This is a genomic window from Actinomyces sp. B33, from assembly GCF_028437565.1.
In the GTDB taxonomy this organism is placed as follows: Bacteria; Actinomycetota; Actinomycetes; order Actinomycetales; family Actinomycetaceae; genus Pauljensenia.
Genome location: NZ_JAMRYR010000004.1, coordinates 201,731 through 227,047 on the forward strand (window position 1 = coordinate 201,731; position 25,317 = coordinate 227,047).

Annotated in this window: 21 protein-coding genes and 3 tRNA genes; 18 read left to right on the forward strand and 6 right to left on the reverse strand. The window is 71.3% G+C overall.

Annotated features, from left to right (window positions below; translation table 11 throughout):
* Positions 1 to 8: 8 nt before the first annotated feature.
* The 4 genes from nuoL to M3T53_RS07490 are packed head-to-tail and all read left to right on the forward strand — an operon-like array spanning position 9 to position 6,143.
* Positions 9 to 1,997 carry an NADH-quinone oxidoreductase subunit L gene (nuoL, locus tag M3T53_RS07475; RefSeq protein WP_272433876.1) on the forward strand — a complete coding sequence of 663 codons (1,989 nt, stop codon included), beginning with the start codon at positions 9 to 11 and terminating at the stop codon, positions 1,995 to 1,997.
* A 26-nt stretch (positions 1,998 to 2,023) separates the two neighbouring features.
* Positions 2,024 to 3,568 (forward strand): complex I subunit 4 family protein, encoded by a 1,545-nt coding sequence (locus M3T53_RS07480; protein ID WP_272434041.1) that lies wholly within the window; start codon positions 2,024 to 2,026, stop codon positions 3,566 to 3,568.
* Entirely contained in the window at positions 3,565 to 5,133 is a 1,569-nt protein-coding gene (gene nuoN, locus M3T53_RS07485; RefSeq protein WP_272433877.1) for an NADH-quinone oxidoreductase subunit NuoN, read from the forward strand. The genes M3T53_RS07480 and nuoN overlap by 4 nt, the downstream gene beginning before the upstream one ends.
* On the forward strand, positions 5,130 to 6,143 hold the full coding sequence (locus tag M3T53_RS07490; protein WP_272433878.1) for a polyprenyl synthetase family protein: 1,014 nt from the start codon (positions 5,130 to 5,132) through the stop codon (positions 6,141 to 6,143). Before nuoN ends, M3T53_RS07490 begins: the two co-directional genes overlap by 4 nt.
* Before the next feature lie 88 nt (positions 6,144 to 6,231).
* Here M3T53_RS07490 and M3T53_RS07495 read toward each other — a convergent pair whose 3' ends face one another.
* From M3T53_RS07495 to aztB, 4 genes are all read right to left on the reverse strand, one after another.
* Positions 6,232 to 7,452 carry a hypothetical protein gene (locus M3T53_RS07495; RefSeq protein WP_272433879.1) on the reverse strand — a complete coding sequence of 407 codons (1,221 nt, stop codon included), beginning with the start codon at positions 7,450 to 7,452 and terminating at the stop codon, positions 6,232 to 6,234.
* Between the two features lie 86 nt (positions 7,453 to 7,538).
* Complete coding sequence (gene aztC / locus M3T53_RS07500; RefSeq protein WP_272433880.1) at positions 7,539 to 8,489, reverse strand: zinc ABC transporter substrate-binding protein AztC; 951 nt, start codon at positions 8,487 to 8,489, stop codon at positions 7,539 to 7,541.
* Positions 8,486 to 9,793, reverse strand: a complete 1,308-nt coding sequence (locus M3T53_RS07505) for a hypothetical protein (RefSeq protein WP_272433881.1) — start codon at positions 9,791 to 9,793, stop codon at positions 8,486 to 8,488. The genes aztC and M3T53_RS07505 overlap by 4 nt, the downstream gene beginning before the upstream one ends.
* A gap of 15 nt (positions 9,794 to 9,808) precedes the next feature.
* Positions 9,809 to 10,675, reverse strand: coding sequence for a zinc ABC transporter permease AztB (aztB, locus tag M3T53_RS07510; protein ID WP_272433882.1), 867 nt, complete (start codon positions 10,673 to 10,675; stop codon positions 9,809 to 9,811).
* Positions 10,676 to 10,728: 53 nt separating this feature from the next.
* Between aztB and M3T53_RS07515 the strand changes: the two genes are divergently transcribed.
* The 4 genes from M3T53_RS07515 to htpX all read left to right on the forward strand — a co-directional run bounded on the left by M3T53_RS07515 (position 10,729) and on the right by htpX (position 15,318).
* Positions 10,729 to 11,364, forward strand: coding sequence for an ATP-binding cassette domain-containing protein (locus M3T53_RS07515; protein WP_272433883.1), 636 nt, complete (start codon positions 10,729 to 10,731; stop codon positions 11,362 to 11,364).
* 275 nt (positions 11,365 to 11,639) lie between these two features.
* Positions 11,640 to 13,142 (forward strand): FAD-dependent oxidoreductase, encoded by a 1,503-nt coding sequence (locus M3T53_RS07520; protein WP_272433884.1) that lies wholly within the window; start codon positions 11,640 to 11,642, stop codon positions 13,140 to 13,142.
* A gap of 104 nt (positions 13,143 to 13,246) precedes the next feature.
* A complete protein-coding gene (gene ald / locus M3T53_RS07525; protein ID WP_272433885.1) occupies positions 13,247 to 14,362 on the forward strand; it encodes an alanine dehydrogenase in 1,116 nt (371 codons plus the stop codon).
* 77 nt (positions 14,363 to 14,439) lie between these two features.
* Entirely contained in the window at positions 14,440 to 15,318 is an 879-nt protein-coding gene (gene htpX, locus M3T53_RS07530) for a zinc metalloprotease HtpX (protein ID WP_272433886.1), read from the forward strand.
* A 234-nt stretch (positions 15,319 to 15,552) separates the two neighbouring features.
* Here the strand turns inward: htpX and M3T53_RS07535 are convergent, their stop codons facing one another.
* The gene (locus M3T53_RS07535; protein WP_272433887.1) at positions 15,553 to 16,056 is read right to left on the reverse strand and encodes a YajQ family cyclic di-GMP-binding protein; all 504 of its coding nucleotides are present in this window, start codon (positions 16,054 to 16,056) and stop codon (positions 15,553 to 15,555) included.
* Between the two features lie 157 nt (positions 16,057 to 16,213).
* Here M3T53_RS07535 and M3T53_RS07540 point away from each other — a divergent pair.
* The 4 genes from M3T53_RS07540 to rpmG all read left to right on the forward strand — a co-directional run bounded on the left by M3T53_RS07540 (position 16,214) and on the right by rpmG (position 16,789).
* Positions 16,214 to 16,295 (forward strand) — tRNA-Tyr (locus tag M3T53_RS07540).
* Between the two features lie 91 nt (positions 16,296 to 16,386).
* Positions 16,387 to 16,459 (forward strand) — tRNA-Thr (locus M3T53_RS07545).
* A gap of 29 nt (positions 16,460 to 16,488) precedes the next feature.
* Positions 16,489 to 16,565: transfer RNA gene (locus tag M3T53_RS07550), tRNA-Met, on the forward strand.
* Positions 16,566 to 16,618: 53 nt separating this feature from the next.
* Complete coding sequence (gene rpmG / locus M3T53_RS07555; RefSeq protein WP_005963462.1) at positions 16,619 to 16,789, forward strand: 50S ribosomal protein L33; 171 nt, start codon at positions 16,619 to 16,621, stop codon at positions 16,787 to 16,789.
* Positions 16,790 to 17,025: 236 nt separating this feature from the next.
* Here the strand turns inward: rpmG and M3T53_RS07560 are convergent, their stop codons facing one another.
* Entirely contained in the window at positions 17,026 to 17,685 is a 660-nt protein-coding gene (locus M3T53_RS07560; protein ID WP_272433888.1) for a FadR/GntR family transcriptional regulator, read from the reverse strand.
* A gap of 166 nt (positions 17,686 to 17,851) precedes the next feature.
* Here M3T53_RS07560 and M3T53_RS07565 point away from each other — a divergent pair, with 166 nt between their 5' ends.
* From M3T53_RS07565 to M3T53_RS07590, 6 genes are all read left to right on the forward strand, one after another.
* Positions 17,852 to 19,432 (forward strand): ABC transporter substrate-binding protein, encoded by a 1,581-nt coding sequence (locus tag M3T53_RS07565; protein ID WP_272433889.1) that lies wholly within the window; start codon positions 17,852 to 17,854, stop codon positions 19,430 to 19,432.
* A 105-nt stretch (positions 19,433 to 19,537) separates the two neighbouring features.
* A complete protein-coding gene (locus tag M3T53_RS07570) occupies positions 19,538 to 20,491 on the forward strand; it encodes an ABC transporter permease (protein WP_272433890.1) in 954 nt (317 codons plus the stop codon).
* A 3-nt stretch (positions 20,492 to 20,494) separates the two neighbouring features.
* Positions 20,495 to 22,543, forward strand: a complete 2,049-nt coding sequence (locus tag M3T53_RS07575; protein ID WP_272433891.1) for a dipeptide/oligopeptide/nickel ABC transporter permease/ATP-binding protein — start codon at positions 20,495 to 20,497, stop codon at positions 22,541 to 22,543.
* Positions 22,540 to 23,361, forward strand: coding sequence for an ABC transporter ATP-binding protein (locus M3T53_RS07580; RefSeq protein ID WP_272433892.1), 822 nt, complete (start codon positions 22,540 to 22,542; stop codon positions 23,359 to 23,361). The genes M3T53_RS07575 and M3T53_RS07580 overlap by 4 nt, the downstream gene beginning before the upstream one ends.
* Positions 23,358 to 24,272 carry a dihydrodipicolinate synthase family protein gene (locus M3T53_RS07585; protein WP_272433893.1) on the forward strand — a complete coding sequence of 305 codons (915 nt, stop codon included), beginning with the start codon at positions 23,358 to 23,360 and terminating at the stop codon, positions 24,270 to 24,272. Before M3T53_RS07580 ends, M3T53_RS07585 begins: the two co-directional genes overlap by 4 nt.
* A gap of 52 nt (positions 24,273 to 24,324) precedes the next feature.
* Positions 24,325 to 25,317: an ROK family protein gene (locus M3T53_RS07590; protein WP_272433894.1), complete on the forward strand. Its 993-nt coding sequence runs from the start codon at positions 24,325 to 24,327 to the stop codon at positions 25,315 to 25,317.

The window sequence follows — 25,317 nt, forward strand, 5'->3', positions numbered from 1 at the left end:
GAATGAGCATGACACCGTCCCTCGTCCTGCCCGCCGACCACGTCCCCGCCGGCCCCGTCGAGACGGCCGCCGCGACCGGGGCCGCCTCGTACGCGTGGCTGCTGATCCTCATCCCGCTGGCCTGCGCCGCCGTCCTGCTCCTCGCGGGGCGCCGCGCCGACCGGTGGGGGCACCTGCTGGCCACCGGGGCCTCGTGGGCCTCCTTCGTCGTCGGGGCGGTCATCGTCGCCCAGTTCCTCGGCCTGGACCCCTCGCAGCGGCGGATGGCCCAGACCCTGTTCACGTGGATCCCCGCCGGCGACCTCACCGTCGACGTCGGCCTGCTCGTCGACCCGCTGTCGTTGACGTTCGTCGTCCTCGTGACCTTCGTCGGATCCCTCATCCACGTCTACGCGATCGCCTACATGGAGCACGACCGGGACCGGCGGCGCTTCTTCGCCTACCTCAACCTGTTCATCGCGGCGATGCTCACCCTGGTCCTCGGGGACTCCTACGCCGTCCTGTTCGTCGGCTGGGAGGGCGTGGGCCTGGCGTCCTACCTGCTCATCGGCTTCTGGAACCACGTGCCCGCCAACGCCCGGGCCGCCAAGAAGGCGTTCGTCATGAACCGCGTCGGCGACATGGGGATGCTCCTGGCGATGATGGCGATGGTCGCGAACGTCCACTCGGTGACGTTCGACGCCGTCGCCGCCGGCGCCGCCGCCATGCCGACGGCCCAGGCGACCCTCATCGGCCTGTTCCTCCTCGTCGCCGCCTGCGGCAAGTCCGCGCAGTTCCCCCTCCAGGCGTGGCTCGGCGACGCGATGGCGGGCCCGACGCCCGTGTCGGCCCTCATCCACGCGGCGACGATGGTCACCGCCGGCGTCTACCTCGTCGTGCGCTCCGGCGCCGTCTACGTCGCCGCCCCCGCGGCCGCGACGGCGGTCGCCGTCATCGGGGCGATCACCCTGGTCTTCGGGGCCGTCGTCGGCTCGGCCAAGGACGACATGAAGAAGGTCCTCGCGGCCTCGACGATGTCGCAGATCGGCTACATGATGCTCGGCGCGGGCCTGGGGCCGATCGGGTGGGCCTTCGCGATCTTCCACCTCTTCACCCACGGGTTCTTCAAGGCCCTGATGTTCCTCGGCGCCGGCTCGGTGATGCACGCGATGATGGACCAGGTGAACATGCGCCGCTTCGGCGCGCTGCGCACCGCCATGAAGACGACGTGGATCACGTTCATGATGGGCTGGCTGGCGATCCTCGGTGTCCCGCCCCTGTCGGGCTTCTGGTCCAAGGACAAGATCATCGAGGCCGCCTTCTCCGCCCGCGACTTCGGCGGCGCAGACGCGCCCTGGATGGGCTGGGTCCTGGGTCTCGTGGCCCTGGTCGGCGCCGGCGTCACCGCGTTCTACATGTCGCGCCTGTTCTTCATGACCTTCCACGGGAAGGCCCGATGGACGAGCGAGGCCGAGGGCGCCGGCGTCCACCCGCACGAGTCCTCCCCCCTGATGACGGTCCCGATGATCGTCCTGGCCGTCGGCGCCGTCCTCATCGGCCCCCTGCTGTCGATCGGCGGATTCTTCATCCGGTGGCTGGCGCCCGCCATCGGCGAGACCGAGCACGTCGAGCCGGTCCTGCCCGTCCTCGTCATCCAGGCGGCCACCCTCGCGGTCGTCCTCGTCGGCGCGCTCGTCGCCTGGCGCATGTACGGCGCCGGCGACGTCCCCACCGCCGTCCCGGCGGGCAACGCCCTGACGGAGGCCGCGCGCCGCGACCTCTACCAGGACGACGTCAACGCGACCGTCTTCGTCGCCCCGGCCGCGGCGCTCACCGCGGCCGCCGCCTCCGGCGACCGCCGCGTCGTCGACGGCGCGATCCGGGGGGTCGCCGCCGCCTCGGCGGGCATCGGCCGGGCGGTCGCCGCCACCCAGTCGGGCTTCGTGCGCGGCTACGCCTCGTACATCCTCGGCGGCGTCGTCCTCGCCCTGGCCGTCGTCCTCGGATTCAGGCTGTGAGGGGTTTGAACATGATGGAGAACACAATGGTTGCCGCCTCCTTCCCGTGGCTGACGACGCTCGTCGCCGTCCCGGCACTGGGAGCCCTGGTCCTGGGCGCCGCCCCCGGGCTGCGCCGCCGCTTCGGCCGGAGCATCGCCCTCGTCGTCGCCTGCCTCGAGCTCGTCCTGGCCGTGGTCGTCGCCTCCGTCCACTTCGACTGGTCGGCGCCCGCCTCCTACCAGGTCGTCGAATCGGTCGCGTGGATCCCGCAGATGGGGGTCTCCTGGGCGCTAGGCGTCAACGCGCTCGCGCTCGTGATGATCCTCCTGGCCGTCGCCCTCGTGCCGATCGTCCTCATCGCCGGATGGGACGAGGACGAGGACGGGGGGCGCGCCGGCTCCTACGCAGCCCTCGTCCTGGCCCTCGAGGCCTTCATGGTCCTGATCTTCGCGGCCTTCGACGTCGTCGTCTTCTACATCGCGTTCGAGGCGATGCTCGTCCCCCTCTACCTGATGATCGGGCGCTACGGCACGGGCGCCGGCGCCGAGCGCCGGGCGGCGGCGATGAAGTTCCTCCTGTATTCGCTGGCCGGGGGCCTCGTCATGCTCGGCGGCCTCGTCGCCCTGTGGGCCTTCGCCCCCGCGCGCACCGACACCTTCTTCCGACTCGACACCCTCTCCCAGGTGGCCTCGACCCTCGGCGGCGCGGTCCAGATGGGGGCGTTCGTCTCGTTCATGGTGGCGTTCGCGATCAAGGCGCCGATGGTCCCGGTGCACACGTGGCTGCCGGACACGGCGGCGGTCTCCCGCCCGGGGACGTCCGTCCTCCTCGTCGGCGTCCTCGACAAGATCGGGACCTTCGGGATGATCGCCCTGTGCCTCAGGCTGTTCCCGACGGCCGCCGAGCAGGCCAGGTGGGCCCTCGTGGCCCTCGCCGTCGTGTCGATCATCTGGGGGGGCCTGGCGGCCAACGGCCAGGACGACATCATGCGCCTCGTGTCCTACACGTCGGTGTCGCACTTCGGCTTCATGGTCCTCGGCATCTTCATCGGATCCCCGATCGCCATGGTCGGCGCCATGTTCTACATGGTCGCCCACGGCGTGTCGATCGCCGCGATGTTCCTCCTGTCGGGGTGGCTCGCCCGTCGCGGCGGGACCCGGGACATGAACGCCTACGGCGGGATGCAGCGGATCACCCCGGTGCTGGCCGGCCTGTGGCTCGTCTCCGGCCTCGCCTCGATCGCCCTGCCGGGCCTGTCGGGATTCGTCCCCGAGTACCTCGTCCTCATGGGGACGTGGTCGGTCAGCCCGGCGGCGGGACTCGCCGCCGTCCTCGGCGTCGTCATCGCCGCGGTCTACGTCCTCATGCCCTACCAGCGGGTCTTCACCGGCGACCCGAAGGCGCCGGCGTCCGCAGCGGCCGACCTGGGCCCGCGGGAGAAGTCGGTCATCGCGCCGCTCGTCGCCGCCATGGTCGTCCTCGGCGTCTGGTCCGCGCCCCTCGTCGGCGCCCTGACGCCCATCGCCGAGGCCTCGGCCGCCGGCGCCCCCGCCTCAGCGCAGGCGCTCGTTGAAGGGAGCACCAAGTGAATCTCGTCGCCGCAGCCGACTTCCTCGCGCCGACCGTCGCGTGGGCGTCCCTCGCCCCGATCCTCATCGTCCTGGGCGCCGGCGTCCTCGGCGTCCTCGTCGAGGCGCTCGCGCCGGTCGGGGCCCGCCGCGCCGTCGGCATCGGCCTGGCCTGCCTGGCGACCCTGGCGGCCGCGGTCGTCCTCGTCAGCCGCTGGCTGAAGGTCTCCTCGGAGCCCTCGTCCCTCGGCGAGTACATCGAGGACCCGCTGACCGTCGTCGCCCAGCTGATACTGGCCGTTCTCGGGTTCCTCGCGGTCCTCGTCCTGGCCGATCGCACGCGCGTCGGCGACGGGGCCTTCGCCGGCCAGCCCTCCGACACCCCGGGTTCGACGGAGGAGGAGCTGACCGACGCGAAGGCCTACCAGCGTTCGGAGGTGTTCCCGCTGGCGCTGCTCAGCCTCGGCGGCATGATGCTCTTCCCGGCGGCGGACTCGTACGTCATGCTGTTCGTCGCCCTGGAGGTCATGTCCCTGCCGCTGTACATCCTGGCGGCCACGGCCCGCCGGCGCCGCCAGCTCTCGCAGGAGGCGGCCCTGAAGTACTTCGTCCTAGGCGCCTTCTCCTCCGGCTTCCTCCTCATGGGCTCGGCCCTGCTCTACGGGTTCTCCGGTTCCCTGACGATCTCGGGCCTGGCCGGCGCGTTGGTCGCGCGCTCGGGGATGGACATGATCGGCGTCGCCGGCGTCCTCATGGTCCTCGTGGGCCTGCTCTTCAAGGTCGGCGCCGCCCCGTTCCACGCGTGGACGCCCGACGTGTACACGGGCGCCCCGACGCCGGTCACGGGCTTCATGGCGGCGGCCGTCAAGGTCGCGGCCTTCGCGGCGATGCTGCGCTTCTACCAGACGTGCGCGGCGATCCTCCAGTGGGACCTCGTCCCAGTCCTCGTGGCGGTGGCGGCGCTGACGATGGTCGTCGGCACCTTCGCCGGCGTCGTCCAGACCGATGTCAAGCGGATGCTCGCCTTCTCGTCGATCGCCCACGCGGGCTTCGTCCTCATCGGCGTCCTCTCCCTCGTCCAGGGGTCGACGGGGCACGTCCTCGCCTACCTCCTCGCCTACGGGCTGGCGACCGTGGGCGCGTTCGGCCTGGTGGCGCTCGTGCGCCGCGGCGACGCCGAGGGGGCCCCGGGGGCCGAGGCGACGGCGCTGGAGCGCTGGGCGGGACTGGGCAGGACGCATCCGGTGATCGCCGGGACGATGCTCCTGTTCCTCCTGTCCTTCGCGGGCATCCCGCTGACGGGCGGCTTCATCGGCAAGTTCGTCGTCTTCTCCGACGGCTTCGCCGGCGGGCACGGCTGGCTCGTCGCCCTGGCGCTGGCGTGCTCGGCGGTCACGGCGTTCTTCTACTTCCGCCTGGTCAGGCTCATGTTCTTCGCGGAGCCCGCCGACGGGGTCGTCGTCGTCCGGTCGGAGGGGCTGAGCGCGGTCGCCGTGGCCCTGTGCGCGGCGGGCACTCTCGCCCTGGGCGTCGTGCCGGGCCCCGTGTTGTCGGTTCTGTCCCAGGTCGTCATACTTCTCCCGTGAGCGCTTCCCCACCTGATCTTCATGTTCCCGGCCTCGAGTCCCGGATCACCCCGGGGCTCGAGGCCGTCGAGCGCCGGCTCCACGAGGCGGTCACCGGGTCGTCGGATCTGGTCGACGACCTGACCCGCCACCTGGCGGTGGCCGGCGGCAAGCGGATGCGCCCGCTCCTGACCCTCGTGTGCGCCCAGTTGGGCGACCCGGACCTGGCGTTGTCGGAGCCGGTGGTCAACGGCGCGACGGCGGTCGAGCTGACCCATTTGGCGTCCCTCTACCACGACGACGTCATGGACTCGGCGCCGACCCGCAGGGGCGTGGACTCGGCTCAGCGTCTGTGGGGCAACAACCGGGCGATCCTCGCCGGCGACGTGCTCTTCGCCCGCGCGTCGGTGCTCATCGCCGGCCTGGGGCCCCAGATGGTGGCCCATCACGCGCGAACCTTCGAGCGCTTGTGCGTCGGACAGCTCAACGAGACCTTCGGGCCCCGCGACGGGCAGGACCGGGTGGATTTCTACATCCGGGTCCTCGCCGACAAGACGGGGTCCCTCGTGTCGACGGCGGCGAGTTTCGGCGCGTGGCTGTCGGGCGCGGGGGACGAGGCGGCGGCGGTCGTCTCGGAGTTCGGCGAGCGGGTGGGCGTGGCCTTCCAGATCGCCGACGACGTCCTCGATCTGGCGTCGACGGGGGAGGCGTCGGGCAAGACGCCGGGCACGGATCTGCGCGAGGGCGTCGACACGCTGCCGGTCCTGCTCCTGCGGCGCCGTCGGGAGGAGGGGACGATCGATGAAGCGGGGGCGCGGATCCTCGACCTCCTGACGTCCGACCTGTCCTCCGACGAGGCTCTGGCGGAGGTCGTCGACCGATTGCGCGCCCACGACGTCCTGGAGGAGACGCGCGCCCTCGCGCGGCACTGGTCGGATCGGGCGGTCGAGGTCCTCGACGCCCTGCCGCGGGGCGAGGCGCGCACGGCGCTCGTGTCCTTCGCCCACCTGATGGTCGACCGCCTGGCCTGAGCCGGGTCGCGCGGGACGACGAAAGGCCCCCGTTCCCAAGGGAACGGGGGCCTTCGGTCGTCCCGGTATCAGGGCCGGGCGGTCCCGGTCACTTGCCGGTGGCCAGGCCGACCTCGTTGGGGACGACGCCGACCTCGGCGGTCGTCACCTGGCCGGTGGCCAGGTCGACGCGGTGGACGGATGCGGTGGCGGGCTCGGTGATCCACGCGGTGGAGCCGTCGATGGTGAGCGCCGGGTGCGGGGCCTGCCACGGCTCGGGCCCCTCCCACGCGCCGGTGACCTTGATCGGGTCGCCGATGGTCTTGGCGTCGACGTCGATGCGGTACAGGGAGCCGTCGGTGCCGAGCACCCAGGCGCCGCCGTCGCCGTCGCGGCGCACGCCGCGCCACGTGTACTGGACGCCCTCGGGCATATCGATGACCTCGAAGGTCTTGGCGACGGTGTCGACGAAGCCGATGTGGGACAGGGTGACGCCCTCGGCGTCGGGGTCGTTCTTGTAGTCGGTGACCATGATCGGCGACTTCTCGGAGGCGTACTCGTTGCCGATACGGCCGTAGTCGGCGTCGGGGCTCGTCAGCTTCGTGAAGGCCTGGCCGTCCCACACGAGGACGCCGTTCTCGCAGCCGATGGTGACGACCTCGCCCTTGGCGACGCCTTCGCCGTGAACGCCGGGGCACTCCTCGGAGCGCGCGATCTCGTTGCCGTCCTTGTCCTCGACGAGGGCGCCGGTGCGGGCCTCGGAGGTGCCGATGGTGCGGACGACGGAGCCGTCGGCGAGTTCGACGGCGACCCCGTGGTGGGGGGCGTCGGACATGATGGTCCGGGTCGGCTTCGCGTCGTCGCCGAAGGAGGCGGTGTCGAAGACCTGGATGGAGCCGGTGCCGTCGTCGAAGAGGACGGTCGAGCCGCCGTGGACGACGACATGCCCCGGCTTGTCGGCCGTGATCGCGTGGTCGGAGAGGGCGGCGTCGGAGCCGTCGGTGCCGGTGGCAAGGACGCGGAAGCCGGCCTCGGTGGAGATCAGGAGGTGCTCGCCGTCGCCGGCTGCGTTGATGCGGTTGAACCCGTCGAGGGGGATGTCGGCGACCTCGTCGAGGGTGGTGGCGTCGAGGATCTTCAGGCCGCCGTCGTAGGCGAGGGCGAAGCGGGCGCCGGCCCCGGCGGTCGGGGTCGACGCGGCATCGGCGGGGGCCGGGGCGGGGGCGGCCGACTGCTGGTCGGCGCCGGTCGAGCACGCGGTCAGGGCCAGGGCGCTCGCCAGGGCGAGGGCCGCGGCGCCGGAGGCAGTGCGGGTGGTGCGGGATTTCATGCGGTGTCCTTTCAAGCCCCCGGGATGGGGGACGGTGGGGATCTATCGGTCGGTATTCGGGGAGCCGCGGTGGGGCCCGGGCGGGGTCAGCGGCTCAGGGCGTCGGCGATGAGGTCGGTGTCGACGCGCATCATGTCGAGGTAGGTCGGGGCTTCGCCGTCGGCATCGGTCAGGGACTCCGTGTACAGGGGGATGACCTGGACGTCGATGCCGACCTGCTCGGCGAGGGCCTGGACGAGCTTGTCGGGGGAGGAGGACTCGGCGAAGATCGCGGGCACCCCGGCCTCGTCGATGGCGTCGGCGAGGTCCTTGAGGTCGGAGGCGCTCGGCGCGGCCAGGGTGGCGCCGCCGGGGATGACGGCGCCGATGATCTCGAAGCCGAAGGCGTTGGCGAGGTAGCCGAAGACGTGGTGGTTGGTGACCAGGGCCCGGCGGTCGGCGGGGATCTCGTTGAACCGGCGGGTCATGTAGTCGCCGAGCTCGGCGACCTCCTGGCGGTAGGCGTCGGCGGAGGCGCGCAGAGCGGCCTCGTCGACGCCGGGGACGATGGAGACGATCTCGTCGGCGAGGGCGGCGACGAGGGTCTCGACTTGGGCCGGGTCGGTCCAGAAGTGCGGGTCGGGGCCGGACGCGTCCTCGGTCGCGTACTGGAGGACGTCGATATGGTCGCCGGCTTCGAAGAGCGGGGTTCCGGCCTGCTCGGCGGCGTCGATGTTGGCGGCGAGGCCCTCTTCGAGGCCGAGCCCGTTGGCGACGAGCAGATCGGCCTCCTGCATGACGAGCGCGTCCTGGGCGGAGACCCCGAAGGAGTGGGGGTCGGCGTTGGCGGGCATGAGGGTGACGACCCGCGCCTGGTCGCCGGCGACGCGGGCGACGATGTCGCCGAGGATGTTCGTCGTCGCGACGATCGTCGGCTGGTCGGCGGCGTCCGCGCCGGGGGCGGAGCCGGAGGGGGAGCAGGCGGCGAGGAGGCCGGCGGCCAGGGCCGCGAGCCCGGCGGCGAGACGGCGGGGCAGGGGGGTGCGGGGGGCGGTCACAGTCCGACCTCCTGGGTGTCGGCGGCGCCGGCGGCGTCGAAGGAGCGGGCGACGGAGGCGCCGTCTGCGGGGTTGATCTCGAGGATCGAGGCGGAGTCGGCGGACAGGGCGTAGAGGCGGTTCTGCGTGACGTGCAGGCCCCGGGCGGCGGCCTGGGGGGAGACGAGGGGGTCGGTGGAGGCCTCGTGGACGTAGGAGCCGTCGGATTCGGCCCACACGTGGACGGCGCCGGAGGAGTCGACTCCGACGACGCGGTCGTCGGAGTCGTCGAGGCTCGTGATGGCGACGAGGTCGATGTCGGTGTCGATGCTCAGCCAGGAGGCGTCGCGCACGCGCAGCACCCACGCGCCCCCGGTGGGGGCGAGTCCGGCGACGACGGGCCGGGAGGCCCGGGCGTCGAGGCGCACGGGGGCCGAGCCGGGGGCGGCGCCCTCGGGCAGGGGGGCGGGGACGGCGGCCCACGCGGCGGTGGCGTCGTCGGCGGTCGACGAGATCGTCGCGGTGACGACGAGGGCGCCGTCGGCGCAGGTGAAAACCATGCCGGCTCGGGTCGACAGGCCCTGGCCGGGCGAGTCGCAGGAGGCGTGCGGGGCGTCGGCGATCGGGGCGCCGGACTGGTCGAGGACGGTGAGCTCGGAGTCGTGGATCATCGCCCAGCCGCCGCCGGCGGCGCCGACCCACGAGCCGGGGTCGACGGGGGCGGAGGCGAGGACCTCGACGCGGCCGGCGCCCAGGGCCTCGCGGTCGAGGAGGACGGCGGCGGCGCCGATGCGCACGGCGGTGAGGGACTCGGAGGAGTCGATGCTCAGGGGAGGGGCGGCGGGGTCGTCGAGGGCCGCGCCGATGGCGTCGGCGTCGACGCCGTGGTCGGACAGGTCGACGAGGCCGAGGTCGCGGGCGGGCGCCTCGTAGTAGTGCTGGTGGTCGCCGTGGTCGACGGTCCACACGCCGGTGTCGACGAGGCGCAGGCCCTCGGGGGTGAGGATCGCGAGGAACCGGGAGTCGGTGGCGACGGCGCGGTGGTCGCCGGCCTGCCCGATGGGGTGGGAGGAGAAGTCCGCGAGGTCGGTCAGGGAGATCGCCCCGTCGGCGCCGATGGACGCGAGGGAGGCCTTGGGCTCGGCGATCTCGGTGGCGCCCTCGACCCATCCGTGGGGGCGGGCCTGCGATTGCGCGGCCTGGTCGGCGGCGGACTGGGGGGCGGACTGGGGGGCCTGGGGGCCGCAGGCCGCCAGGCCCAGGGCTGCGGCGGCGGCGAGGGCGAGTCCGGGGAGGCGCCCGGTGCGGGGGCGGAGGGGGGTCATGGGGGCCTTTCGGGGTTATGCGCCGATCGGGGCGCTGGGCGTGGGGGTCGGGGAGTGGGAGTGGCGCATGGCACGGACGGCGGGGACGGTCGGCGCGCAGATGAGGAAGATCGCGCCGGCGACGGTGGCGATGGAGGCGCCCGCGGCGGTGGCCGCGTACCACGACAGGTACATGCCGAGGACCACGGAGGCCGAGCCGATGATCCCCGCCCAGATCGTCGTCTCGACGATGGACCGGGACCACAGGGAGGCGGTGGCGGGCGGGGCGACGAGGAGGGCGACGACGAGGAGGGAGCCGACGGCCCGGTAGGAGGCGACGACGGCGAGGGTGACCATGAGGGTCAGAGCGAAGGACGCCAGGCGCGGGCGCATCCCGAGGGTGCGGGCGAGGGCCTCGTCGAGGGCGAGGGCCTGGAGGGGCCGGGCGAGGACGGCCGCGAGGGCGACGGTCAGGGCGAGGGCGACGGCGAGGACGCGGATCTCGCCGGAGGTCATCGCCAGGACGTCGCCGAAGAGGATGGCGGTGAGGTCGGTGGCGAAGGACTTCGAGCGCGAGACGATGATGACGCCCAGGGAGAGCATGATGACGAAAGCGATGCCGATGGAGGTGTCCTGGGAGATGCGCGTGCGCCTGCCGAGCCAGCCGATGCCGGCGGCCATGACGAGGGCGGACAGGCCGGCGCCCAGGAGGGGGGACCAGCCGGCCAGGGAGGCGAGGGCGACGCCGGGGAGCATCCCGTGGGCGATGGCCTCGCCGAGGAAGGCCATCCCGCGCACGACGACCCACGTTCCGGCGATCGCGCAGATCCACGTCGCGAGGACGCCGCCGATGAGGGCGTTCGTGAAGAACCCCGCGCTGAGAGGATCGCTGATGAGACTCATTCTCAAAGAGTATCGAAAAGGAGGAGTCCGGCCAACTGATATAGGGTGCCCTTATGCCAGTGCCCCCGACCGCCGTCGACATCCGCGATCTCACCGTCATCCGGGGGGACGTCCACGCCCTCGACGGGCTCGACCTCACCCTCGATGCGGGTAAAGTCACACTCGTGTGCGGCGGGAACGGGTCGGGCAAGTCGACTCTCCTGCTGACCCTCGCCGGGGCCCTGCGGCCCGAGTCGGGGACGATCACCGGGATGCCCTCCGAGGTCGCCCTCGTCCCCCAGCGCCCGCCGAGCGCCGACCGCCTCCCGCTGACCGTGCGCGCCGCCGTCGAGATGGGCCGGTGGCCCGAGCGCGGCCTCCTGCGCCGCCTGCGCCCCGAGGACCACGAGGCCGTCGACTGGGCGATGAGCGCCGTGGGGATCCTCGACCTGGCGGGCCGCCAGCTGTCCGAGACCAGCGGCGGGCAGTGCCAGCGGGTCCTCGTCGCCCAGGCGCTGAGCCGCAGGACCGACATGCTCCTCATGGACGAGCCGACGGCGGCCGCCGACATCGAATCGACCGAGATCATCCACCGGGTCGCCCGCGAGAAGGCGGCCGACGGCGCGATCGTCGTCATCGCCTCGCACGATCCGGCGGCGCGCGACTACGCCGACGAGATCGTCACCCTCCACGCGGGGCGCCGCGCCTGAGCGCATCCGTCCAAGGGTCGCCACCGACGCCGAGAAAGGCCCCCTCCCGATCGGCGGGTGGATGCGCGGCCCGGCACGGGAGGCGGCAGAGCACGGTGAGCGGACCGGGAGCGGTCCCCCGGCGGGCCGCGTCGATGACGGCCGGCGGTGGCGCTCGTCTCAATCGAGGTCCCCCTGAGTGCGCCCCGGTATCCTTGACGGGTCGCTGCCGCGCCCGCAGGAGCGGGCGCCGACCGTCGGCCCCAGCGCCGGCGCCACCGAGTGAGGAGTTTGGGGTGGCCCCTGTCAACGTCGCCGTCATCGGCGCAGGCCCTGCCGGCATCTACGCGTCAGACATCCTGTCGAAATCCGGTCTCGACGTCAGCATCGACCTCTTCGAGCGCCTCCCCGCCCCCTACGGGCTCGTCCGCTACGGCGTCGCCCCCGACCACCCCCGGATCAAGCAGATCATCGTCGCCCTCTACAGGATCCTCCAGCGCGGCGACATCCGCCTGCTCGGCAACGTCGAGGTCGGCCGGGACATCACCATCGACGACCTGCGCGACCACTACGACGCCGTCGTCGTCGCCACCGGTGCCGACCGGGACGCGCCCCTGCCGATCCCCGGCATCGACCTGCCCGAGTCCTACGGCGCCGCCGACTTCGTCTCCTGGTACGACGGCAACCCCGACTACCCGCGCACCTGGCCGCTGAAAGCCCGCGAGGTTGCCGTCATCGGCGTCGGCAACGTCGCCCTCGACGTCGCCCGGGTCCTCGCCAAGCACGCCGAGGACATGATGGTCACCGAGATCCCCGCCAACGTCGCCGACGGCCTGGCCGCCAACCCCGTGACCGACGTCCACGTCTTCGGGCGCCGCGGCCCCGCCCAGGTGAAGTTCACGCCCCTGGAGCTGCGCGAGCTCGGACACGTCCCCGACGTCGACATCATCGTCTCGGAGGAGGACTTCGACTTCGACGAGGGCTCGGAGCGGGCCCTGCGCGAGTCGAACCAGCAGCGTCAGGTCGTCAAGACCCTGACGAACTACGCGATGGCCGACGACTCCGAGCGCACCGCCTCGCGGCGGATCCACATCCACCTCTTCCAAGCGCCCGTCGAGGTCGTCGCCGACGAGAACGGCCACGTCGCCGCCCTGCGTACCGAGCGCACCGAATTGACCGGGGACGGGAGCGTGCGCGGCACGGGCGTCATCACGACGTGGCCGGTGCAGGCCGTGTACCGGGCCGTCGGCTACTACTCGTCGCCGATCCCGGGCCTGCCCTTCGACGCCCTGCGGGGCGTCGTCCCCAACGTCGAGGGCCGCGTCGTCCCCGAGGCCGGCGCCGACGAGGACCGGGCGATCCCCGGCGTCTACGCGACCGGGTGGATCAAGCGCGGGCCCGTCGGCCTCATCGGCTCGACGAAGTCCGACGCCCAGCAAACGATCGCCCACCTCGTCGAGGACGCGAAGGCCGGCCGGCTGCATGCGGCGACCAACCAGGTCGGCCACGAGGCGATGATCGCCCTCCTCGAGGAGCGCGGCGTCGAGTACACGACGTGGGAGGGCTGGGAGCTCCTCGACGCCTACGAGCGCGAGCTCGGCGACGAGTACGGCGAACTGCCCGGCGGGCGCGGCCTGCGCGAGCGCGTCAAGGTCGTGTCGCGCCGGGTGATGACCGACGTGTCGAGGGGCGCCGAGGTGACGGCGGCCTCGACGGACCTCATCGGCGAAATGGGCGAGATGGGCGTGCCGAGCGCCCCCGAGCGCTTCGACGACTACACGGGCCCCGGCCGGCGCTGAGGGCGAGGGCCGCCCCGGGGCGCCGAGCCCCTGCGCGCCGTCCCGCGGGGACGTAGGGTCGCAGTGGGGCGGAGCTAGCCGCCCGACGAGTCGAGGAGGCCGCGATGCGCATCGGCGTACCAACTGAGATCAAGGACCACGAGTTCCGGGTGGCGATCACGCCGGCGGGGGTCGCCGCCCTCGTCGCCGACGGCCACGAGGTCCTCGTCGAGGCCGGGGCCGGAACGGGCGTGGGCATCGACGACGCCGACTACGCGGCCGCCGGCGCGCGGATCCTCCCGCGCGCGCAGGAGGTGTGGGCGGGGGCCGACATGGTCCTCAAGGTCAAGGAGCCCCTCGCCCCCGAATACGGGTACCTGCGCCGCGATCTCCTCCTCTTCACCTACCTCCACCTCGCCGCCGAGCCGGACCTGACCCGCGCCCTCCTCGACGCGGGCACCACCTCGTTCGCCTACGAGACCGTCGAGACCGACGCCGGCTCCCTGCCGCTGCTCGCCCCCATGTCCGAGATCGCCGGCCGCCTCGCCGCCCAGGTCGGCGCCGAGAGGCTGCTGCGCCCCAACGGGGGCGCCGGCGTCCTGCTGGGAGGGGCCGCCGGAGTGCGACGGGGCGGCGTCCTCGTCCTGGGCGGCGGCACCGCGGGGATGAGCGCCGCCAGGGTCGCGGCCGGCATGGGCGCCGACGTCACCGTCATGGACATCGACACCGAGCGCATGCGCAGGATCGACGACGTGTTCGGCGCGAGCATCCGCACGCGCTTCTCCACGGAGTACGACGTCGCCAGGGCCTGCGCCGACGCCGATCTCGTTATCGGCGCCGTCCTCGTCCCCGGGGCGCGGGCCCCGCGCGTGGTCACCCATGAGATGCTCGCGGGGATGAGGCCCGGCTCCGTCCTCGTCGACATCGCGATCGATCAGGGCGGATGCTTCGAGGACTCGCGCCCGACGACCCATTCGGACCCGGTCTTCGAGGTCGACGGGAAGATCTTCTACTGCGTGGGGAACATGCCGGGTGCGGTGCCGGTCACCTCCACCCACGCGCTGACGAACGCGACCCTGCCCTACGTCCGCGCGCTGGCCTCCATGAGCGCGGGTGAGGCGTGCCGGGCGCGCCCCGACCTGGCCCGCGCGCTGTCGACCCGCGACGGGGTCCTGTACTCCGAGGCGGTGGGCGCCGCCCTCGACCTGCCGGTGGGGGACCGGGACTCCTTCCCGGCCTGAGGGGCGTCGGCCGCGCCGTGCGGGGACCCACCGGGCTCGTTCAGCGCGCATTCAGGGGTGTTTCGTAGGCTGGGCGCATGACGCACCGCAGTCATTTCAACGGTTTGAAGACCGCCGCCCTCCTCGGCGGCATGTGGGCGCTGCTCTTGGGCATCGGCGCCCTCGTCGCCGGCGGCACCGGGCGCGGATACTGGATCTGGGTCTTCGCCGCCGTCGGGCTGGCCCAGACGTTCTACTCCTATTGGAACTCGACGACGATCGCCCTGCGGGCGATGAACGCCTACCCGGTGACCGAGGAGCAGCGCCCCGACCTGTACCGCATCGTGCGCGAGCTCTCCGAGCGGGCCGACCAGCCGATGCCGTCGATCTGGATCGCCCCGACCCCCACCCCCAACGCGTTCGCTACCGGGCGCAATCCGCGCAACGCCGCCGTGTGCTGCACCGAGGGGATCCTCCAGATCCTCGGAGAGCGGGAATTGCGCGGGGTCCTGGGCCATGAGCTCATGCACGTGTACAACCGCGACATCCTCACGTCGTCGGTCGCGGCGGCGATGGCCGGCGTCATCACCTCCGTCGCCCAGTTCCTCATGTTCTTCGGCGGCGGGAGGCGCTCCGAGGAGGGCGGGGGAGTGGGGCTCCTGGGGACTCTCGCCCTGGCGCTGCTCGCCCCGATCGCCTCGACGCTCATTCAGTTCTCCCTATCGCGCACCCGCGAGTTCGACGCCGACGAGGACGGCGCCGAACTCACGCAGGATCCTCTGGCGCTGGCGTCGGCGCTGCGCAAGCTTGAGCGGGCGACGGATCATGTGCCGTTGGCGCCGACTCCGGCGAATCAGAATGTCGCGGCCCTGATGATCGCCAATCCTTTCCGGGGCGCGGGGCTGCGGGCGCTCTTCTCGACGCATCCGCCGATGGATCAGCGCATCGCTCGCCTCGAGCGGATGGCCGGGTACTGACGGGCCCGCGCTGCCGGTCGCGCGGCGGTTCCATCGGCTCGTGGACGGGACCGACCCGCGGCGCAGGCGGGCCTTCGGGTCCTCTGGCGCGGGACGGTGAACGGGCCGGGAACGCGAGAAAGGGCTCGGTTCGATGTGCTTATCGTGGTCCGTCGGGAGGGGCGGTAAGACCGTCCGATAGCCCGACGGCGCCCCGGGGGCGGGGCGCCGAGGAGCGTGGAGACCGGGAGGGCCTCAGCGGTAGTTGACGAACTGGAGAGCGACGTCGAGCGCGTCGCCGTCGGGGCCCTTGAGGAGGGCGATGACGGCCTGCAGGTCGTCGCGCGATTTCGAGGAGACGCGCAGCTCGTCGCCCTGGATCTGGGCCTTGACGCCCTTGGGGGCCTGGTCCCGGATGAGCTTGGAGATCTTCTTCGCGGTGTCCTGGGCGATGCCCTCGCGCAGCGGCGCGACGAGCCGGTAGATCTTGCCCGAGGCCTTGGGCTCGCGGTCCTTGTAGTCGAGGCACTTGAGGGACAGGCCCCGGCGGATGAGCTTGGTCTGGAGGACGTCGAGGATCGCCATGACCCGTTCGGGCGAGTTCGCCTGCATCTCGATGGCGTCGCCGGACAGGCGGATCTCGGCGTCGACGTTGCGGAAGTCGTAGCGGGTCGAGATCTCCTTGGCGGTCTGGTTGACGGCGTTGTCGACCTCCTGGCGGTCGAGCTTGGAGACGATGTCGAATGAGGAGTCGGCCATATCTTCGCGTCCTTCCATGGAGGGTTCGTGTCGGAGCCCTCGGGGGGCGAGGGGCTCGTCGGGTTCTCGGGCGGGGGATGGACGGCCCGATGGGGCCGAGTTGACAGCGCATCCCCGTGCTCTGTTATTCTTCCACGGCACCGCGAAAGCGGCGCACGGCGGGGTTCCCGAGTGGCCAAAGGGATCTGACTGTAAATCAGACGCGGAATGCTTCGGGGGTTCGAATCCCTCCCCCGCCACACTCGATTCCCATCGAGAAACGCGTGTGAGTCTCTTCTCAAGGCGAGGGTTTGATTCCTCGAAATACCCTGGGATAGAGTGTCCCGCGTTGCCCCGATAGCTCAGTAGGCAGAGCGTCTCCATGGTAAGGAGAAGGTCAAGGGTTCGATTCCCTTTCGGGGCTCCGGTGGCGGCTTGTGCCGCAACCGCTGCGGCGGGGTAGCTCAGCTGGTCAGAGCGCACGACTCATAATCGTGAGGTCGCGGGTTCGAGCCCCGCCCCCGCTACCAAGACGAGACAGGTCGCGAGTCGACGAGCCAATCAGCAAAAGAGGGAAGCAACCGTGGCAAGCAAGTCCCAGGACGTTCGCCCCAAGATCACTCTGGCCTGCTCGGAGTGCAAGGAGCGCAACTACATCACGAAGAAGAACCGTCGTAACACGCCGGACCGCCTCGAGCTGGCGAAGTTCTGCCCGCGTTGCCGCAAGTCGACGGCTCACCGCGAGACCCGCTGAACGGTTCTGCAGAGTCGATGCCCCCGCGAGTTCTCGCGGGGGTTTTCGTATTCCCCGGCGGCGCGCGGGAGCGGGGCGCAAAACCCCCGGACCGGGCGCGCACGCGTCGGGGGGGGGAGCCGCCGATCGGTGGACGCAGGGGCGACCCCGAGGGGGGCGGGGAGTCGGGGTCGGCCGATGAGCTCTGCGCCGGCGAGGCCCCGCCCGCGCGTCCGCGGGGCCCCGAGCTCCGGGGGTCAGTCGCCGTCGATGAGGGCGTTGAGGGGGCCGTAGTGCCAGTCGACGGCGGCCTTGTAGGCGTCGACGTCCCCGTGCTCGCAGGCGCTGAGGATATCGCCGTGGGCCAGGGCCGCGGCCATCATCTGCTCGCCGTCGGCGGCCTTGAGACCGGGGGAGGCGGTCTGGTGGATGAGCCACATCGCCGAGGTCAGCTGCTGCATGAGGGAGTTGTCGAGGTAATCGAGCAGCCCGGAGTGGAAGGCGATGTCCTCGTCGTAATAGGTGGCCCCGCGTAGGGCCTTCTCCTTCATCGCGTCCACGGCGTCCCACAGGTGCGGGTTGGTGGTGCCGCGCATGGCGGCGACGAGCTCCTCGGCGATCCCCAGGTCGAGGGATCGGCGGATCCTGATGACCTCCGACAGGGATTTGATGCCGTTGATCTGGTCGAGAGCCGAGCGCAGGACGAGGGTGTCGACGAGGGGCTGCATCGACATCTGGCCGACGAAGGACCCCCGTCCCTGGTGGACGGTGATGATGTCGAGGGCCTCGAGTTTGCGCAGGGCCTCGCGCACCGAGGACCGGGAGACCCCCAGGTCGGCGCACAGGACGGCCTCGGTGGGCAGGGGGTCGCCGGGCTTGAGGCCGTGGGTGAGCATGTAGCGCTTGATGGCGTCCATGGTCGTCGCCGACCGGCTGACGGCGTCCCTGCCGTTATCGGTTTGCAATGCAGGAGGGCTCGCGAGAATGCGGGAAGCGACTTGCGAAGATTTGTCTGACAACATATGTTGATCCTACTGGATGCGGAAAGACTCGTTCAGTGACTCAATGGTGAGGAGTTCAATTATGCGTCTACGCAAGCACGTGACCGCTGGCGCCGCGCTCATGGCCTCGGCAGTCCTCCTGCTGTCGGGCTGCGGCGGCTCGAACACGGCCGCCCCCGCGCAGCAGTCGGACGGCCCGGCCTCGACGGAGTCGACGGCCCCGACCGGGGAGATCAACCTCGGCGTCGCCTACGAGACGACCGACTACGGCCCGATCACGACCTCGGCCCTCGCGATGGGCACCAACTGGCACGTCCTCGAGGGCCTCTACCAGTTCGACATGGCCGACTACTCGGTCCACCCGGCCCTGGCCGCCGGCGACCCCGTCGAGGTCTCCGACCTCGTCTACGAGGTCGCCCTGCGCGACGGGGCCAAGTTCTCCGACGGGACCGACGTCACCGCCGACGACGTCGTCGCCGCCTACGAGAGGACCACCGACGACAAGTCGATCTACAAGCAGTTCTTCGACTTCGTCAAGTCCGTGTCCGTCAAGGACGCGACAACCGTGACGATCGAACTCAACTACCCGTTCACCAGCCTCAAAGAGCGCTTCACGAACGTCAAGGTCGTTCCCGCCGCGATGGACGCCGACGCCCTCAAGGCCCAGCCCGTGGGCACCGGCCCCTTCAAGTACGAGAGCATCACCCCCACCGAGGTGACCGCCGTCCCCAACGAGCACTACAACGGCGAGTTCCCCGCCAAGGTCGAGCGCATGCGCTGGCACGTCCTCAAGGATGACTCCGCGCGCCTGGCCGCCGCCCTCGACGGCACCACCGACATCATGGAGGCCGTCCCCGCCACGACGATCTCCGAGCTGGAGGCCACCGGCTGGACCGTCGACGCCGTCCCCGGCTACGGCAACCCCTTCCTGATGTTCAACACCGCCAAGGAGCCCTTCAACAACAACAAGGTGCGCCAGGCGTTCCACACCGCCATCGACACGCAGAAGCTCATCGACACGGCGATGGAGGGCCAGGCCGTCGAGGCGACCTCGTTCCTGCCCGAGTCCAACCCCTCCTACTCCAAGGCCGCGACCCAGTTCACCTACGACAAGGACAAGGCCAAGGCCCTCCTCGACGAGGCCGGCGCCTCGGGCCTGGAGATCAACCTCGTGACCACCGACCACCCGTGGGTCGCCAACCTCGTCCCCCAGATCAAGGCGGATCTCGAGGCCATCGGCATCACCGTCAACCACACGGCGATGGCGTCCTCCGACCTGTACGGCAATGTCACCGACGTCGACAACCCGACCTACGACGTCGTCCTGGCGCCCGGCGACCCCTCGGTGTTCGGCACCGACCCCGGCATCATCCTGTCGTGGTGGAACGCCGACAACGTGTGGACCCAGAAGCGCTCCCAGTGGAAGAACACCGACCCGGAGAACTTCGAGAAGTTCCAGACGATCCTCGCCGAGGCCGTCCAGCTCGACGGCGACGCGGCCAAGGCCAAGTGGGCCGAGGCCCAGGACCTCCTCGCCGAGCAGGCCGTCGTCTACCCGCTCTTCCACCGCAACATGATCACCGCCTACAACGGTGACAAGCTCGACGGCGTCAAGCCGATCGCCTCCACCGGCCTCGAACTGGTGGGCGTCGGCCTCAAGTAATCCAGCCGCCGCACACGTCGACGACACGGCATCACGGAGGGGCGGGTCGCTCCGGCCCGCCCCTCCCCGTGCCCGCGGAACCGGCCAGTCAGGAGCACATGTCCCATGAATAACCTGCTGAGACTCATCGGGCGACGTCTGCTCGCCCTGCCCGTCATGATCGTCGGGGTCTCATTCCTCGTCTTCTTTATCATGTCGTTGTCTCCCATCGACCCGGCGTACTCGGCGCTCGGCGAGACCGCCAGCCCCGCCGCCCTCGACGCATTCCGCGCCGAGCACGGGCTCAACGACCCCTTCTTCGTCAGGTACGGCACCTACCTCCTCGGGATGCTCCAGGGCGACCTCGGCGTCTACGGCGTCGGCACCTCGAACAAGGTCATCGACCTCGTCGCCCGTGCCCTGCCCGTCACCCTTCAGCTGACCTTCCTCGGCCTGCTCATCGCCGTCGTCATCGCCTTCCCCCTCGGCGTCCTCGCCGCGATCTACCGCGACCGCTGGCCCGACCAGGTGATCCGCGTCTTCTCCGTCGTCTCCATCGGCACCCCCTCGTTCTGGCTCGCCGCCCTGCTCGTCATGACCTTCGTCGGCAGGCTCCCCGTGTCCGGCGCCCTGCCCCACTTCACCGACGACCCGTGGGGGTGGTTCCTGCGGATGATCCTGCCGGCCATCGCCCTCGCCGTCCCCGTCATCGGCCAGATGACGCGCGTCGTGCGCACCTCCATGGTCGAGGAACTCGACCGCGACTACGTGCGCACGGCCCTGGGCGCCGGCATCCCCAAGCCGATCGTCGTCGCCCGCAACGTCCTGCGCAACGCCCTCATCACCCCGATCACGGTCCTCGGCCTGCGGATCGGCTATCTCATGGGCGGCGCCGTCGTCATCGAGATCATCTTCTCCATCGACGGCATGGGCAAGCTCGTCCTCCTCAAGGGCATCCAGGAGAACTGGGTGACCCTCGTCCAGGGCGGCGCCCTCGTCGTCGCCATCGCCTTCATCGTCGTCAACATCGTCGTCGACATGCTCTACCTGCTCATCAACCCGCGGATTAGGTCGGTCTGACAGATGAACCAGAAGCACAAACTTGCCCGCGTCACTCAGCCGGGAGCGCGCTTCAGCCGCATCTCCTCGATGTCGGTCGGCTCGCGCATCGCCCTCGTCGTCCTCGCGCTCATCGCACTCATCTGCCTCCTCTCGCCGCTGCTGGTCCCCCACGGGCCCGACGAGATCTTCACCAAATGGGAGGCCCCCAGCGGACAGCACCCCTTCGGCACCGACCACACCGGCCGCGACATCATGAGCCGCGTCCTGTACGGCGGGCGCTTCTCGTTGCTCATCGGCCTGTGCGCGACCCTCATCGCCCTCATCGCCGGCGCGATCATCGGCGCCATCGCCGCCGTCGTGCGCAAGTCCCTCTCCGAGGTCATCATGCGCGTCATGGACATCATCATGGCGGTGCCCGGCATCGCCATGGCAGCCGTGTCCGTGCTCGTCTTCGGGCGCGCCCTCCAGGACCAGGGCAACACCCTCGCCCTCGTCTTCGTCATCGTCTGCTCGATCGCCTTCGTCTACACGCCCCAGCTGTCGCGCATCGTGCGCGCCAACGTCATGAGCGCCTACGGCGAGGACTACGTGCGGGCCGTCGTCGTGTCCGGTGCCCGCGCCCCGTGGATCCTCACGAAGCACGTCATGCGCAACACCGCCGCCCCCGTCCTCGTCTTCGCGACCGTCCTCGTCGCCGACGCGATCATCCTCGAGGCGTCCCTGACGTTCATCGGGTCCGGCCTCCAATCGACCACCGTGCCCACCTGGGGGAACGTCCTGTCCGACGCCTCGTCGAACCTGTCGGTCATGCTCGGCAAGTGGTGGACCGCGTTCTTCCCCGGCATGTTCATCATGCTCACCGTCCTGTGCCTCAACATCCTGTCCGAGGGCATCACCGACGCGATGGTCGCCGCCCCCAAGGGCGTGTCCGTCGCCCAGGTGTCCGCCAACGCGGCGCGCGAGGCCGACCGCCTCCTCCTCGACCCCCGCCAGGCCTACCGGGAGCAGGCCGCTTCGCTCCAGGCCAGCCTCGACGCCCTCGAAGAGGTCGAGCGGCGCCGCACCGACCGCTTCGCCTCCCAGTCCGACGAGGCCCCCCTCCTCGAGGTCAAGGACTTCTCCATCCGCTTCGAGCGCCACGGCGAGGTCGACGTCGTCGACCACGTGTCCTTCGCGGTCCGCCGCGGCGAGACCATGGGCCTCGTCGGCGAATCCGGGTGCGGCAAGTCGATCACCGCCCTGTCGATCATGGGACTCATCGACCCCAAGGCCAAGCTGTCGGGGAGCATCCTCTACCAGGGGCGCGACCTCCTCCAGATGAAGCCGGAGGAGCGTCAAAAGCTCCTGGGCCACGAGATGGCGATGATCTACCAGGACGCCCTGTCCTCCCTCAACCCGGCGATGCTCATCAAGGACCAGATGGGCCAGCTCACCTCCCGAGGCGGCACCCGCACGGCCGAGGAGCTCCTCGACCTCGTCGGGCTCGACCCCAAGCGGACCCTCGAGTCCTACCCGCACGAGCTGTCGGGCGGCCAGCGCCAGCGCGTCCTCATCGCCATGGCCCTGACCCGCGACCCCAAGCTCGTCATCGCCGACGAGCCGACGACCGCCCTGGACGTCACCGTCCAGAAGCAGGTCATCGCCCTCCTCAACGAACTGCGCGAGAAGCTCGGCTTCGCGATGATCTTCGTCTCCCACGACGTCGCCCTCGTCGCCGAGGTCGCCCACTCGATCACCGTCATGTACGCCGGCCAGGTCGTCGAGCAGGGCCCCACCGCCGAGCTCCTGACCCACCCGACCCACGAGTACACGCGCGGCCTCCTCGGCGCCGTCCTGTCCATCGAGGCCGGGTCGGGACGACTCCACCAGGTGCCCGGCACGGTCCCGTCGCCGCGCGACTTCCCGGCGGGCGACCGTTTCGCCCCCCGCTCGTCGCACCCCGACTACGGCCTCGACATCCGGCCCGTCCTCACCGAGGTCGGTCCCGGCCACGTGTACGCGGCCCTGCCGCCCAGGGGCGACGAGGCCCCGCACCGATCCGACCAACCCGAGAGCGAGGACCTGCGATGACCAGCGAGGGCACCCCCATCATCGAACTCAAGGACGTCCACGTCGCCTTCAACTCGCGCACCGGGTCCCTGTTCAAGCCCACCAAGGTCCACGCCGTGCGGGGCGTCAACATGAGCATCATGCGCGGCCAGACCCTCGGCATCGTCGGGGAGTCCGGGTGCGGCAAGTCGACGACCGCCAACGTCATGTGCGGGCTTCAGGCGCCGACCGCCGGCCGCGTCTACTTCAACGGCGAGGAGGTCACCAAGAGGACCGCCGAGGCGCGTCGGCGCATCGGGCGGGTCGTCTCAGTCGTCTTCCAGGACCCGGCGACCGCCCTCAACCCGAGGATGACCGTCGAGGACCAGCTCGCCGACCCGCTGCGCGTCCACCGCATCGGCACCGAGGCCACCAGGCGCGATCGCGTCGGCGAGCTGATCTCCATGGTCGGCCTGCCCTCGTCCGCCCTCGACGCCCTGCCCGGCCAGCTCTCCGGCGGCCAGCGCCAGCGCGTCGCCATCGCCCGCGCCCTGGCCCTGGGGCCGGACGCGATCATCGCCGACGAGCCGACCTCGGCCCTCGACGTGTCCGTGCGCGCCCAGGTTCTCAACCTCCTGACCGACCTCAAGCGCGAGCTCAACCTCGCGATGGTCTTCATCTCGCACGACATCCAGACGGTCCGCTACGTGTCCGACCGCATCGCCGTCATGAACAAGGGCGTCGTCGTCGAGGAGGGCCCGGCGGCCCGCCTCCTGGAGGACCCGCAGGACCCCTACACCCGCACGCTCCTCGGCGCCGCGCCCTCGCTGCTCCACCCCACCCTCGAAGGAGAACTATGAACACCCCGATCCGCGGGATCGTCCCGCCCCTGGCCGTCCCCCTCAAGGACGGGCGCCTCGACCGCGCGTCCCTTGAGCGGCACATCAACCGGATGATCGACGCCGGGATCCACGGTCTGTTCGTCCTCGGATCGACCGGTGAGGTCGTCTTCTCCACGCCCGCCAGGCGCGCCGAGATCCTCGAGGCCACCCAGGAGGTCGTCGCCGGGCGCATCCCGGTCCTCGCCGGCGTCATCGACACCGAGACGGACCGCGTCATCGAGAACATCCGCCAGGCCGAGTCCTTCGGCGTCGACGCCGTCGTCGCCACCGCCCCCTTTTACGCCCTTCAGGGGATGGCCGAGGTCGAACGCCACTTCCGCCTCCTGCGCGAGGCGACGGACACGCCGGTCTGGGCCTACGACATCCCCGTGTGCGTCCACACGAAACTGCCGATCGACCTGCAGGTCCGTCTCGGTCAGGATGGGGTTCTCGCCGGCGTCAAGGACTCGTCGGGCGACGACGTGTCGTTCCGCTGGCTCGCCCGGCTCAACGACGAGGCCGGCCACCCCCTCCAGCTGCTCACCGGCCACGAGGTCGTCGTCGACGGCGCGTACATGTCGGGCGCCGACGGGTGCGTCCCGGGCCTGGGAAACGTCGACCCGGACGGGTACGTCCGCCAGTGGGACGCCTACCAGCGCGGCGACTGGGAGGCGGTGCGCTCCGAGCAGGACCGCCTCGCCGACCTCATGCGCATCGTCCAGGTGTCCGGCGTCGTCGGCTTCGGCGCGGGCGTCGGCGCGTTCAAGACGTCCCTGCAGCTCCTCGGCGTCTTCGAGACGAACGAGATGCCCGCTCCCGTCGAGGCGCTGACCGGCGAGAATATCGCGTGGGTCGAGTCCGTCCTGCGGCGCGCCGGACTGCTCGACTGACCCAGGAGAGCCGGCGCCCACCGGCGGACACGACTGCGACGAGGAGGCCTCGATGAACGGCGCTGCGCACGGAAGCGGACGGCCTCGGCTGCTCGCCCTCGACATCGGCGGGACGAAGATCGGCTGGTCCCTGATGGACGGCCGCGAGCCCTGCGCCGAACCGGGCGCGTCCGGGAGGATCGCGACCCTGGCCGACGAGGGCGGGGCGGCGGTCGCCGAACGGATCCGCTCCCTCGTCGCGGACGTCGTCGGCCGCCTCGGCCCGGTGTCGGGCGTGGCCGCGGCCAGCGCGGGCGTCGTCGACCCGCGGACCGGCGCGATCGTGTCGGCGACGAACACGATGCCCGGCTGGGGCGGCACCCCCCTGGGCGACATCCTGCGGGAGGCCTCCGGCGCCCCCGTGAGGGTCCTCAACGACGTGCACGCGCACGGGCTCGGCGAGGCGCTCGCGGGCGCCGGTCGGGATCATGACACGGTCCTGTCGGTCGCGGTGGGCACGGGGATCGGCGGGGCCCTGGTCGACCGGGGCCGGGTGCTCACCGGGGGCCATCACGTCGCCGGGCACGTCGGCCACATCCACCATCATGCGGGCGCCCGGATGGCGTGCTCGTGCGGCAGGTCCGGCCACATCGAGGCGTTCTGCTCGGGGTCGGGGATCGCCGCCTGGTACGAGGCGCGACGGGCGGACGGCGATCCCCGGGCCGACGACGCCCGTGCCCTCCAGGCCCTCGCCGACGGGGGGCACCCGCTCGCGCGGGCGTGCTTCGTCGAGTCGGCGCGGGCGCTGGGCGAATGCCTCGGGTCGCTGGCCAACTGCGTGGACCCGTCGATCATCATCATCTCCGGGTCGATGACCCGGTCGGGGGCGGCGTGGTGGGACGGCCTGCGCGAGGGGTACGCGGCCAGCGCGATGACGCCGGTCGCCCCGACCCCCCTGGTCGTCGGCTCCCTCGGCGACGACGCGCCGCTCATCGGGGCGGCGGCGAACTTCGAGAACACGGCAGATCGGAACGCGGGGGGCGCCCCCGCGGGAACGGAGGAGTGA